This is a genomic window from Rufibacter tibetensis (genome assembly GCF_001310085.1).
Classification (GTDB): Bacteria; Bacteroidota; Bacteroidia; order Cytophagales; family Hymenobacteraceae; genus Nibribacter; species Nibribacter tibetensis.
This window is the reverse complement of record NZ_CP012643.1, coordinates 4526885-4539634: the sequence shown is the minus strand read 5'-3', so window position 1 is coordinate 4539634 and position 12750 is coordinate 4526885. Positions and strand designations below refer to the sequence as shown.

13 protein-coding genes are annotated in these 12750 nt (G+C 43.3%); 9 read left to right on the top strand and 4 right to left on the bottom strand.

From position 1 onward, the window contains the following. The first annotated feature begins 3 nt into the window (after positions 1–3). The 3 genes from hisA (at position 4) to hisIE (ending at position 2405) form a co-directional block, all read left to right on the top strand. Positions 4–723 (top strand): 1-(5-phosphoribosyl)-5-[(5-phosphoribosylamino)methylideneamino]imidazole-4-carboxamide isomerase, encoded by a 720-nt coding sequence (gene hisA, locus DC20_RS18595; RefSeq protein WP_062545205.1) that lies wholly within the window; start codon positions 4–6, stop codon positions 721–723. 182 nt (positions 724–905) lie between these two features. Next, positions 906–1658, top strand: a complete 753-nt coding sequence (hisF, locus tag DC20_RS18590) for an imidazole glycerol phosphate synthase subunit HisF (protein WP_062545204.1) — start codon at positions 906–908, stop codon at positions 1656–1658. 96 nt (positions 1659–1754) lie between these two features. Beyond that, the gene (hisIE, locus tag DC20_RS18585; protein ID WP_062545203.1) at positions 1755–2405 is read left to right on the top strand and encodes a bifunctional phosphoribosyl-AMP cyclohydrolase/phosphoribosyl-ATP diphosphatase HisIE; all 651 of its coding nucleotides are present in this window, start codon (positions 1755–1757) and stop codon (positions 2403–2405) included. A gap of 33 nt (positions 2406–2438) precedes the next feature. On the opposite strand, the gene DC20_RS18580 is transcribed toward hisIE, so the two are convergent. Both DC20_RS18580 and DC20_RS18575 read right to left on the bottom strand, forming a co-directional pair. Further along, positions 2439–3368, bottom strand: a complete 930-nt coding sequence (locus tag DC20_RS18580; protein ID WP_245652247.1) for an alpha/beta fold hydrolase — start codon at positions 3366–3368, stop codon at positions 2439–2441. A gap of 200 nt (positions 3369–3568) precedes the next feature. Beyond that, positions 3569–4285: a LytR/AlgR family response regulator transcription factor gene (locus tag DC20_RS18575; protein ID WP_062545201.1), complete on the bottom strand. Its 717-nt coding sequence runs from the start codon at positions 4283–4285 to the stop codon at positions 3569–3571. 250 nt (positions 4286–4535) lie between these two features. Here DC20_RS18575 and DC20_RS18570 point away from each other — a divergent pair, with 250 nt between their 5' ends. The 5 genes from DC20_RS18570 to DC20_RS18550 all read left to right on the top strand — a co-directional run bounded on the left by DC20_RS18570 (position 4536) and on the right by DC20_RS18550 (position 9191). Then, entirely contained in the window at positions 4536–5321 is a 786-nt protein-coding gene (locus DC20_RS18570; RefSeq protein ID WP_062545200.1) for a hypothetical protein, read from the top strand. Continuing rightward, positions 5296–6762, top strand: a complete 1467-nt coding sequence (locus tag DC20_RS18565) for a RimK family protein (protein WP_062545199.1) — start codon at positions 5296–5298, stop codon at positions 6760–6762. Before DC20_RS18570 ends, DC20_RS18565 begins: the two co-directional genes overlap by 26 nt. After that, complete coding sequence (locus tag DC20_RS18560) at positions 6759–8000, top strand: carboxylate-amine ligase (RefSeq protein WP_062545198.1); 1242 nt, start codon at positions 6759–6761, stop codon at positions 7998–8000. Before DC20_RS18565 ends, DC20_RS18560 begins: the two co-directional genes overlap by 4 nt. Beyond that, complete coding sequence (locus tag DC20_RS18555) at positions 7997–8695, top strand: N-formylglutamate amidohydrolase (RefSeq protein WP_062545197.1); 699 nt, start codon at positions 7997–7999, stop codon at positions 8693–8695. Before DC20_RS18560 ends, DC20_RS18555 begins: the two co-directional genes overlap by 4 nt. 91 nt (positions 8696–8786) lie before the next feature. Continuing rightward, a complete protein-coding gene (locus DC20_RS18550; RefSeq protein ID WP_071885504.1) occupies positions 8787–9191 on the top strand; it encodes a phage holin family protein in 405 nt (134 codons plus the stop codon). A 106-nt stretch (positions 9192–9297) separates the two neighbouring features. Here the strand turns inward: DC20_RS18550 and DC20_RS18545 are convergent, their stop codons facing one another. Together DC20_RS18545 and DC20_RS18540 are read right to left on the bottom strand one after the other, a co-directional pair. Further along, positions 9298–10230 carry a D-2-hydroxyacid dehydrogenase gene (locus tag DC20_RS18545; RefSeq protein ID WP_062545196.1) on the bottom strand — a complete coding sequence of 311 codons (933 nt, stop codon included), beginning with the start codon at positions 10228–10230 and terminating at the stop codon, positions 9298–9300. Between the two features lie 159 nt (positions 10231–10389). Continuing rightward, a complete protein-coding gene (locus tag DC20_RS18540; RefSeq protein WP_062545195.1) occupies positions 10390–11430 on the bottom strand; it encodes a nucleoid-associated protein in 1041 nt (346 codons plus the stop codon). A gap of 275 nt (positions 11431–11705) precedes the next feature. On the opposite strand from DC20_RS18540, the gene DC20_RS18535 reads away from it, so the two are divergent. Further along, complete coding sequence (locus DC20_RS18535) at positions 11706–12380, top strand: TIGR02117 family protein (protein WP_157593244.1); 675 nt, start codon at positions 11706–11708, stop codon at positions 12378–12380. The last annotated feature ends 370 nt before the right edge of the window (positions 12381–12750 follow it).

Sequence of the window (12750 nt, the reverse complement as noted above, 5' to 3'; positions counted from 1 at the left end):
GCCATGGACATTATTCCGGCTATTGACCTTATTGGTGGACAATGCGTTCGCCTCACCGAAGGTGATTTTACACAGCAGACTACGTACCACACAGACCCGGTAGAAGTAGCGAAACAGTTTGAAGGCCTTGGCTTAAGTCGCTTGCACCTAGTCGATTTGGATGGTGCCCGTGCTAAACAGCCCGTGAATCTACTTGTACTGGAGCGTATCGCCAGCCAAACCAAACTGCACATTGATTACGGCGGAGGCCTACAAAGCTCAGAAGCCGTACGTCAGGCTTTTAATGCCGGTGCCAAGCAAATCACCGCAGGCAGTATTGCCGTTCGGGAGCCGGTAACGGTAGAAGCATGGTTGAAGGAGTACGGCGCTGATAGAATTATTATTGGAGCTGATTTTAAAAATAATCATATCGCCATAAATGCCTGGGCTGACCAAAGTGAATTAACGCTTGAGACGTTTTTAGCCTCTTTTGCTGAAAAGGGCGGAAAAACGTTCATCTGTACCGATGTTAGCAAAGACGGCAAACTGCAAGGTTCTTCTATTGAGGTTTATCAGCGTTTATTGGAGCAGTTTCCAACCTTACAGTTCATTGCCAGCGGCGGTGTAACGACCATTGAGGAAGTCCGTCAGTTGCGTGAAGCAGGTTTGCACGGGTCTATCATTGGTAAAGCTATCTATGAGGGAACCATCTCCCTAGAAGATCTATCCAAAGAAGTAATCTAGTAAGTCAGGTTGCTGGCGCGAGCGTCCCGCTCGTGTCCTCTAGCATTCAAGATTACATCAAACCTGCAAAGAAGGCACGAGCGGGACGCTCGCGCCAGCGGTAATATCGAAAATATGATTTGAATAGATGAAGATGTAAGAAGAAGTCTTATTTCTGTCATCTTATATCTTGAGCTACTAAAATGCTTACAAAAAGAATTATCCCTTGCTTAGATATTAAAAACGGACGCACCGTAAAGGGGGTACGTTTTGAAGATATCCGTGATGCCGGTGATCCAGTTGAATTAGCTGCTTTATACGCAAAACAAGGCGCTGATGAACTGGTGTTTCTGGACATCACCGCTACTAATGAGAAACGCAAAACCCTGCGTGAATTGGTGCGCGAAATAGCCCGTTATATAGATATTCCGTTTACTGTTGGTGGCGGTATTAGTGCCGTGGAAGATGTAGAAGTACTGTTGCAAAACGGCGCCGATAAAGTATCTGTAAATTCCTCGGCTATTCACCGTCCGGATTTGATTACCGAGTTGGCAAGCCGTTTCGGGAGCCAGTGCGTTACTGTAGCCATTGATACCAAAAGCACTCCCGAAGGTTGGAAGGTATTCAGCAAAGCAGGCACCGTAGACACTGGTCTTTGGGCTTTAGACTGGGCGAAGGAAGTAGTTGAGCTAGGCGCCGGAGAAATCCTGCTCACCTCTATGAGTAACGACGGCACCAAAAACGGTTTCGCCTTGGATATTACAGGTGAAATCTCCCGCAACGTAATTGTGCCGGTGATTGCTTCAGGCGGAGCCGGTAACCAGCAACACTTCTTAGATGTTTTTGAAGTAGGTGCTGACGCAGCCCTGGCAGCAAGTATCTTCCACTTTCAGGAAGTACCTATCCCAGGGCTGAAACAATACTTAGCAGAGAATAAGATAGATATTCGTATTTGAGACAAAAGACAATAGATGTAAGACACATTACTTTTTAGATACATTCAAGTTATCTTAAGTCTTGCGTCTTAGATCTTATGTCTTAACATAAAAGACATGACCATAGATTTCAAAAAAGGAGAGGGCCTGGTACCAGCTATTATCCAGAATGCCACTACCGGAAAAGTATTGATGCTGGGCTACATGAATGAGGAAGCCTTTCAGCATACTCAAACCTCAGGCTTGGTAACCTTCTTCTCCCGTTCAAAAAACCGTCTCTGGACCAAAGGAGAAACCTCAGGTAATACCTTAAAGGTGGTGAAGATGGAACTGGACTGCGACCAAGACACTCTCCTGATTCTGGTTGATCCAACTGGTCCGGCATGTCACCGAAATACAGAAACCTGTTTTGATGTGAATGAAGACAGCAACTCTTACCATGAGAGAAGCTTCCAGAACTTTACTCCAACAGAGCAAGCTCTGCAATCCATTGCCAAACTGGAGCAAACCATTAAAGAACGCCGCAAGAACCCAATAGAAGGCTCTTACACCAACTTCCTCTTTGATAAAGGCCTGAACAAAATGGCGCAGAAAGTGGGAGAAGAAGCCGTAGAGGTGGTGATTGATGCCGTAGCTGGTAAAACAGATACTATGAAAGGCGAAGCTGCTGATTTGATCTTCCACCTGCTTGTACTGTTAGAAGCTTCGGGTTTGTCCTTAGCAGAGGTAGTACAGGTGCTGGAAAGCCGTCATAAGCCCAGAGAGTAGCTTTAAATACCTTAACACAAGAGCCAGTTCCTTTCAGAGAACTGGCTCTTGTGTTTTCATGGTGTCTTGAAAAAACTCCTTTATAACTCGAGTTACTATTTCAGGGTTCTCTTCCTGCTGAAAATGACCTGTCTCCATTTCTATGACGTGCGCTGTTGGTAGTGTTTGTTTCCATATTTCAAGAAATGAAGCAGGAATCAATTTGTCCTTTGTTCCCCAGAGGATCAAAGTAGGCTTTTCAGTCAAAGATTGTTTTAGCTTAAGTAATTCTTCAAAATAGGTCGTCTCTCCGGCCAAAGCCTTGGCAAAGTTCCAGGGACCTAAGCGCTCTTTCTTGTCAGCAAATGGCAGGAGATAGTGTTGGTGAATCTCTTTGGTTAGTTTTTCTTTATGGAAGAATGCTAATGGCAACAGAAACCTGGGAGAGAAGTTAAGGGTCGTATACAGAAACTTTCCGACGCTGCTTCCAAAGAACTTGCTGCCCTGCATCATAGATTTCACATGAGTTAAAGGCCACATCCAAGTATTCATAATCACCAACCTTGCAACTTTATCAGGGTTCTGTAGTGCCCAGCCTAACCCTATAGGCCCTCCAAAATCATGCATTACCAAGGTCACATTATCTAATTGCAGATGCTCTACTAACAGGGCAAGGTTTTGCTGATGGGCATCTAAGGAGTAGGAAAAGTCTGATGGTTTAGTAGACAAGCCAAAGCCAAGATGATCAAAAGCAATGCACCGGTACTGGGTAGAAAATTCCTTGATTTGATTTCGCCAGAGGAAAGACCAGGTGGGTGTACCGTGCACAAATAGTATAGGTTCACCTTTTCCCTCGTCTACATAGTGCAGTTCTCCCTGCGAAACTTTAAGAAAATGGGACGTGAAAGAATAAGCAGTTTTGTCAAGCCAGGTAGGTTGCTGATTATTCATATAACTTAAGCATTTTAGTTTTTTCAGGCTCAAACGTGCACTTTTAGAGAAAATCTTTAAATAAATAGTTGTGGAGTTAATTATATACTGGACAATACAGCTTTGAAAGGAATTTTTTATCTAATCTACTTATCTTCTGGTTATTCAGATAAACAAGCACCCGCTTTAAAGCTTTTTTCAGAAAAGTGGCTCTAAAGCGGGTGTATCTATTGAATGGATTATGAATGTAATTATTACAGTTTGTTGATTCGGCTGTAAAATTTAGATTGGTAAGACCCTCCAATAGGAATGTATTTTTCCTGCATGAATACAGAGTCATCTTCAATTAACTCGATTTTCTTCAGGTTAATGATGAAAGACCTATGAATACGGAGGAACTGATCTACCGGAAGCTTTTGATCAATGGCGCTCATTGTGGTGTACACAATGTGTTTTTTGGTATCTGTATTGATGACCACATAATCGCCGCGCGCTTCAATGAAGCAAATATTATTCAGGTTTAGCTTGATGATCTTATTATCAACCTTCACAAATAGCTCATCGGGCTGGTTGGTGGCCTGTACAGCGGAAGTTTGGGGCTGAAGCTTTTTAGTGGTATTCAGTACTGCCTGGGTGAAGCGGGTAAAATCTACAGGTTTAAGAAGGTAATCCGCTACCTGAAGCTCAAAGGCCTGTAAAGCAAAATCCTTGTGTGAGGTGATGAGAATGGTTTCAGGCTTATGGGGCAAGGTCCTGAGCAGCTCTAAGCCTGTCATTTCAGGCATTTCTACATCCAGGAAAAGAACGTCTATGTGGTCGTTTTTCAGTAGCCACGCTAAACCGTCTACGCTGGAACTGAACGTTTGCACTAGTTCCAGGGAAGGGGTAGACTTGATGTGTCGTTCCAGAATCATCCGGCTCAACTCGTCATCGTCAATAATAATGGTGCGGTAGGGGGTATCCTTTTTCAAATCTCTCTTTGTTGAAAGTGAACAAAGTATCTCTTTCTTTTTCCAAAGTTATCAATCTTCAGGAGTTATGGGCTATTTCTACACTCTAAATTTTGAAGATTTCGTGGATTGGTTTACCTAAAAATAATTATGTAAGTGAATCTTGCCTTTCAATTTATTGAATTACCGGGTAAAGTAGGATCATAATAAAGAGTTCTAAAGCAACTCTACCGTAAAAACACGTATAAGAGGCACAAATAATTATAAAAAAGTGCTTCCAGTAACTTTACTTAATTCGCTCAGGATACTTACCCAGCCAGATGATTCTACCTGTGGACCTACCAGTCTGCACGCGGTATATCAATACTATAAAGACGTAATTCCGCTGGAGCAGGTCATCTCTGAAGTGTCTTTTTTAGAGGAAGGTGGCACACTGGCTGTATTGCTGGGTTGCCATGCGTTGCGTAGAGGTTACAAAGCTCGTATCTACACCTATAACCTGCACGTGTTTGACCCAACCTGGTTTAAACTGCCTTCTGAAAAGTTGATTTTAAACCTAAGGGAGCAGCTGATCTACAAATCTGATGCGAAGCTGCACGTAGCCACCCATGCCTACATTGAGTTTCTGGAACTTGGAGGAGAAATCAAGCACAAAGACCTTACTCTAAGTTTGCTGGACCGGTATTTTTCCAGAGGTATTCCCTTACTCACAGGGTTGAGTGCCACTTATCTTTATAACTGCGCCCGCGAACGCACCAATGACCGCGGCGAAGCCATATACGATGATGTACGGGGAGAGCCTTTGGGCCACTTTGTAGTATTAGCAGGATTCGACAACGAGCAGGAAAAAGAACACGTGATTGTGGCAGACCCTTACCAGGAAAACCCCCTGGTAGGTAACAACTACTATAACGTACCCATTCAACGCCTTATTAATGCCATTATGCTAGGCATTGTGACCTATGACGCCAACCTGTTGGCCATAGAACCCCAACCTAAAACTTCTCAACTTTCAGAACAAACCAACTTCCATGCGCAAACTAGTAGTGGTCAATAACCCTAAAGATTGGGATCTTGACGTAGAAGATGTAGAAGTAGTTGACGCGCAACGTTACCTCACAGATCCTGCTTATATAGAGCTGAAGAGCGCCCGCATCTTCAACCTATGCCGCTCATATAAATACCAAAGCAGCGGTTACTATGTGTCTTTGTTAGCTGAAGCCAGGGGACACAGGGCCATACCCAATGTGACTACCATTCAGGATTTAAAGTCACAAACCATTGTGAAGGTAATTACTGATGAAATAAACGAAACCATTCAGAAGAGCCTATCTAAGCTTAAGTCTAAGAATTTTACGCTTAGCATCTATTTTGGGCAAAACGTTGCCAAACAGTATGAGAAACTAAGCAAGCAATTGCACGACCTTTTTCAAGCTCCTTTGCTACGGGCGCAGTTTGTGTACAACAAGGAATGGGTTCTGGAGAGTATTAATCCTATTCCGGTGAATGAGGTTCCAGAACATCACCTAAAGGACTTATACAAATTTGCGAAGGCCTACTTTGCCCGAAACAGGTTCTCCCACGTCCGGACAAACAAGAAAATCTATGACTTGGCCATTTTAGTCAACCACGCAGATAGTGATCCGCCTTCTAATGACAGGGCTATTCAGAATTTTGTGGAGGCGGCTGAAAGTTTAGGGTTTTATACAGAGCTGATTACGAAGGAAGATTATAGGCGCCTTTCTGAATTTGACGCACTATTCATTAGAGAGACCACTTCGGTAAATCATCATACCTACCGCTTTGCGCGCAGAGCACATGCTGAAGGGCTGGTGGTGATTGATGATCCGGTGTCCATTTTGAGGTGCACCAATAAAGTGTACCTGGCAGAGTTGCTCACCAAGGCGAAGGTGAACATACCCAAAAGCATGATCATTCACCGAGATAACTGCCGCAAAGTGGTAGAGGAACTGGGGCTGCCCTGTGTGCTGAAGAAGCCTGATTCCTCCTTCTCACAAGGTGTGGTGAAGGTGAAAACCCAGGAAGAGTTAGCCGAGCAGCTGAAAGAGATGCTTTCAGAGTCTGACCTTATCATTGGTCAGGAGTTTAAGCCCACCGATTTTGACTGGCGCATTGGGGTGCTGGACAAACAGCCTTTGTACGCTTGCAAATACTTTATGGCCAAGGACCACTGGCAAATATATAATTGGGACGGTAAGAAGAAAGACATCATCGGCAACTTTGAGACCGTTCCCTTTGAGGAGGTTCCATTCTTCGTCTTACACACTGCCTTAAAAGCGGCAAACCTGATTGGTGATGGCCTATATGGCGTTGATTTGAAAGAAATAGATGGCAAATCCTACGTGATCGAGATAAATGACAACCCCAACATTGACCACGGCGTGGAAGACCGCATCCTGAGAAAGAACCTGTACCTCACCATTCTGAAGTCTATAAAAAGGCGCATTGACAACCAGAAAAAATTTGATGTATCATGACTCAGTCCAGCAGATTAGGCTTGTTTGAAGGCTATGGTGTGGAGATGGAATACATGATTGTGGATCGAGACACGCTGGAAGTCAAACCCATTTCAGATGAGGTTCTGAAGGCTGAAGCAGGCGAGCTCACTTCAGACGTCGAGCGAGGTACCATGGCATGGTCCAATGAACTGGTGCTCCATGTGCTGGAGCTTAAAACCAATGGCCCGGCTTCAACTTTAAGCACTCTGATTGAACAGTTTCATAAAGAAGTGCTTAGGGTTAACCAATTACTGGAACCGTTTAACGCTATGCTGCTTCCTACGGGAGCACATCCGTTCATGGACCCATACAAAGAAACGAAGCTCTGGCCGCATGAAGCAAGTGAGATTTACGAGGCCTACAACCGCATCTTCAACTGCCAGGGACACGGCTGGTCTAACCTGCAAAGCACGCATCTTAACCTGCCCTTTAGTTCTGACGAAGAGTTTGGGAGACTGCATGCTGCTATCCGGCTCATACTGCCTTTAATCCCCGCCATCAGTGCGGCTTCTCCCGTGCTGGACGGAAAGGTGAGTGGGTTGTTAGACACCAGGCTGGAGGTGTACCGTAAAAACCAGCAGAAGATCCCGCTTATTGCTGGTCAGGTGGTGCCTGAAGCTGTCTTTTCTGAGGCGGTGTATGTCGCCAAGATATTTCAGCCCATGTTCAAGGCCATTGCACCTTTTGACCCGGAGGGAGATTTACAGGAAGAGTTCTTGAATTCAAGAGGAGCCATAGCCCGTTTCAGCCGCGGCGCCATTGAGATCAGGATCATAGACAACCAGGAATGTCCACTAGCCGATATATCAATTGTTACTTTAATATCTGAGGTACTGAAAAAACTAGTGGCCCAGCAGTGGAGCAGTTTTGAGGAACAACAGAAACCTGACACTAGTATGTTAGCCTCAGTTTTCCTCTCTTCTTTGAAAAACGGCTCTAAAACCGAAATCCAAAACACTGAATACCTGCGTTTGCTAGGGCTTCAGCAGGAGAGGGCCACTCTAAAGGAAGTGTGGCAGCACTTGTGGGCAGTAGTTCAGAAAGAAGAAGTTTTCACACCAAAGATCACCCAAACGATAGAGGTTATTTTACAGGAAGGAAGCCTATCTGATAGAATGTTGAAGATTCTTGGCCAGAATCCTTCCTTAGAGGAAATTAAGTCCGTATACAGAATTCTAGCAACATGTTTGTCTGAGAATAAACTGTATCAGCCGTGAAAGACGAGCGGTTAAAAGTAATTATCACGTGTGAGCACGCCGGGAATGATATACCCCTAGAATATGCCACGAATTTTGAGGCTGCAGGCGAAGTGCTTACCACCCATTTAGGCTATGACATAGGGGCTTTGGAGCTTTTTGAAAAGTTTAAGCCCTCTGCTGATTTCTCCCTCCACAGTACTACCAGCCGGTTAGTAGTAGAATTAAACCGATCACTGCACCACCCGCATTTGTTTTCTGATTACATGCCTGAACTTTCCACTTCCCAGGCCGAGAAGGTGCTAAATAAGTATTATCACCCTTATCGGGAGCAGGCTGAAACCAAAATAGCGGAATGGGTTAGCAAAGATTTCACTGTAGTACATTTATCTGTACACACGTTTACGCCTCAACTTGACGGAAAAGTGCGTAAAACAGACATCGGGTTTTTATATGATCCTAAAAGGGAGCGAGAGCAGTTATTGGCTGCCCGGTGGCGTCAGCAAATGCATCTGAAAACCAAGCACAAAATCAGGTACAATTACCCCTACAAAGGAACCGCAGACGGATTTGTGACCCAGTTAAGGAGGAACTTCTCTAATGAACAATATGCGGGTATTGAACTGGAAGTAAATCAAAGGTTTCCAGAAGCAAATGGGCAGGATTGGCAGGAACTGCAAGATGCCTTAGTGCATACTTTCAACCTGGCCCTTTAACCTGTTTGCTTTTTTTAGAGTATATGTTCAACAACAGATGCAATTTAATCTGTAAAGCAAAACTGAACAGTTCTACTAAAACTAAAAAACTATGGATTTTTTAATTAACCTACTAGTGAGCGCCGGGGTCTTGATGCTGTTGGCCTACCTGATGCCTCAGGTACATATCAAAAGTTTCTGGACCGCGCTTTGGGTGGCCTTCCTGATTGGTATTCTTAATGCTACCATTGGCTTGCTGCTCCGGTTCCCGTTGAACCTGGTCACGTTGTTCTTCCTACAATTTGTGGTGAAGCTTATTGTAACAGCCATTATCATCAAATTGGTAGATAAACTGATCCGGAACTTTGAAGTAAAAGGATTTTGGCCAGCACTGGTCATCGCTATTGCTTTAGCTGTAGCCAGTACCTTGATTGAGCGTAATGATGAAGAGTACGACAGTGCTGAATACCAGCAAACAGCTCTTGTAGAAAATACCCTTCCGCAGCGACTGAGCTAGAAGTTCATCAATAAAGCAAAAGCGCCAGCTTCCAAAAGGAAGCTGGCGCTTTTGCTTTATTGATGTAAGGCACTAAAAAGGATTTGGTGATTTACTTAATTTCAGATTAATATCCTTGATTCAGATTCACCTGGTCTGATATCTCTTTACCTCCTAAAAAAAAGTGAAGGTTCTGGATGAAGCGATCTATTTTCCCTTCTATTTCCAAGGCTTGCCCGCCGCCTGTGTGTTGCGTGAGAATAACATTATCCAGCTGCCACAGGGGACTGTTTTCAGGAAGAGGTTCTTGTTCAGTTACATCTAACACGGCTCCGGCCAGATGACCAGAGGTGAGCGCATTTAAGAGAGCAGCCTCATCAGTGGTATTGCCCCGTCCTACATTGGCGTATACACTTCCTTTCTTCATCTTTTGCAAAAACTCCTCAGAAACGTACTTGTCCAAGCTTCCCGGGAGAGTATTTATGACCAAGTCTGTTACTGGCAGGTGCTGGAAGAGTTCTTCTTTAGATAGAATCTGCGCCGCTGGATTATTACGAGCAGTTAATTTTACCTTCGTTCCAAAGCCTTCCAGCATTCTTTTCACTGCTTTCCCAATGGTACCGGCGCCCAGAACAATAGCTTGCTTCTGGCTCAGCAGTTCCAGTTTGGTTCTTACTTCTTTGCCTTGCCAAACCTTCTTTTGTTGTAGCTTAAACAGGGTAGGAAGGCCCCGGTAAAAAGCCAACACGCCGCTTACCATTGTTTCAGCGCAGGCATCAGCAAAGAAATTACCCATATTAACTACCAAAGCTGCTACTTTGACTTGCTGAAACTGGTCAAAACCAGTAGATTCTAGTTGCCAAAATTTAAGGTTTAACTCAGAATTGGTGAACCAGGAGTAGGGAGGGTTCCCGAAAAGAAGGTCTGCAGTATTAAAAGCTTCCTTTGTTTCCTGTGTCTGGTTGCCGCTATAAAAATAAGGTTTGATATCCTGCGGAAGCTGAGATTGAAGATACGTTTGCTGTTGTTTGTTCAGTTCTGCGAAAACGAAGAGATTCATTATACAAGGGCTATGGGGCAAAAGAAAGAAGAGGTAAGGCTTTAACTCTTCGTAAAAAGAATAAGACGTAAAGAAAGTAGCTAGTGTTTTCCTATAAGGACATAAACCAGCTATGCTGCCTGTTTGAAGCCTATTTTAGTTAAACCTGATGAAAGTAGTTTATTCTTCGTCTTCGAAGTAAAGCTTATAGTACTTTCGTCCGTCTTCATCGACGCCTTTCTCAATCATGTCTTTGTTTCCATGAATGTACACGTGGAAGTTTTTGTCCAGTTTGAGCACGCTTTTGAAAACCCGGGCTTGTTTCTTAACCGCTTGAGGTGAAATATCAAAGCTGTCTTCTAGTTCAATGTCATAGTTCTGCCGGTATTCGGTGTCATAGTTCCGGAAGGATTCAATCAAATCAGTCTGCCCGAAGACCTCAGTTTCAAACTCCTCTTTGTCAAAGGTCTCATGTTTGTTAAAATACTCCACTGACCTGTTCAACAGTACAATCTGGTCTGTTTTCTCCACCTCAAACTCTTCTGACATGCGCTCAGAGATGAACTCCTTGGTAAGGTTAAGCAGGTGGTTTGTCTGATGGAATTCATTGCTGATCTGAGTTAAGCCCAAAAAATTTTCGCTCCAGTACTTTGCTTCCTCGCCACGGTTTTGATTATCCATAATAGCCACCAGGAAACCTTCCTCTGATTTGGTATTGAAGATGATGCAGCCTTTGTCAAACTTGTTGCTGTCAATACCTTCCAGGTAAGACATGGTAAAGTCACGGTTCTTACGACTTACATCAAAATACCCGCTTTTAACCTCAGTCTTGAAAATCCCGACGGCTTCCACCACGCGTTCTTCAATCTCGCAGTTGATGAAATGAGCCACGTACAATTCTCCGGGTTTGATTTTAGGATGAGTTGTGCTCTCAAACAAGTGCCGTGCAATGTTTCTGGTATTCTCATGGAAAGCTTCCTTGTCCGCAAAAATGTTTTCGGCATAGCTGTACACTTCATTAAACTTTAGCGAAGAAGGATGACTGAACCTGAACCGCTCATGCGCTTTGTCAAACTTACCCAGGAAGAACTTTTCTAACTTTTCGGTGAGTCCGTCACCAAAATCAAACGTGTTTTCTGAGAGCGTGAGTTTTTGTTCAAGTCCTTTATTGCCCACATGATGTATGGAAAGGTTTGTGAGCGAGGCGGTATCAAATTTCATGTACTAACTAATCTGCTTGAGAATACTAAACCAAATGAAGCTGCTAAATTAAGGAATCAAATGCGCCTGGTAAGGTAAGCCAGCAAATACTTCTGCTTTTTCCTGCGGCTGTTTTACTGACCTTTTAAGAAAACGGGGCCAGAACGAAGGAGTAAAGTATGTTAAGAGGCCTACTGTTTTTCCTAGGTAGTCGGTCTTTTGTCCATATTGGCTTTCTTGTTCTTCAAACCAAAACGCCTATCTTACTAGTTAATTAAATTGAAAAACTGTTTAACTTGAAGTCTGCCTTAATTACCACTGGATACTTTGTTCTTGCATTCCTAGCATTGGTTCTGCTCTATTTCCTGGTGGCATTTGTCCTGTCCAGGATGAGTGTGGACCCAGAACCAACCTCAAAAAAAGAAATCTCCATTTATATCTTAACGAATGGGGTACATACCGATTTGGTAGTACCCGTGAAGAACGATGTCTATAATTGGCGACATTATGTTAAGTTTGAACATACCCAATCTAAGGGCACTAATGCGAATTATATAGCATTTGGGTGGGGTGACAAAGGTTTTTACTTGGAAACTCCAACTTGGGCAGACCTGAAGGCGAAGGTGGCTTTTAAAGCAATGACTGGATTAGGTGCCTCGGCCATACATGCTACTTTCTACAAAACTATGCCGGAGAATGAAGCTTGCCATAGAATAGACATTAGCCGTGAGCAGTATGGAAGATTGGTGAGGTTTATCCAAAGCCGTTTTGATCTGGATGAAAGTGGGAATACCATCAACATCAAAACTGATGCGAACTATGGAAAGGATGATGCTTTCTATGAAGCGAAAGGAAGCTACAATTTATTCTATACCTGTAATACCTGGGCAAATGAAGGGTTAAAAGCCTGTGGCCAAAAAGCTTGCTTCTGGACACCGTTCTACAATGGAATTTTTACGCTCTACAAATAAATAGAATTGTAAGGATCAGCCTGAACAAGGCTTTTCCTTTATACTATTTAACATATAATAAGCTATAAGCTCACCCAAACTTATCCTATACAAAAGTCTTATAATTTATATTATGTTAAGTAAGATTATTGATACATTAAGCTGGTAAGGAATTCTGGTACACTCCCCACATGAGCTCTTCCTTGAAAACATCAACATCATTTATGATTAGTTAAGTAAATCCTGTTTTCACTTAATTTTAATAGCAATACCCAAGTAAACTGTATACAAAAATCATAAATATAGAAACATGGCTTTACAGCTAGAAAGATATATTCTTTTGCTAGCTATAAAGCCATGTTTCAACTTACTTCAGTTCTCAAGAATGTTT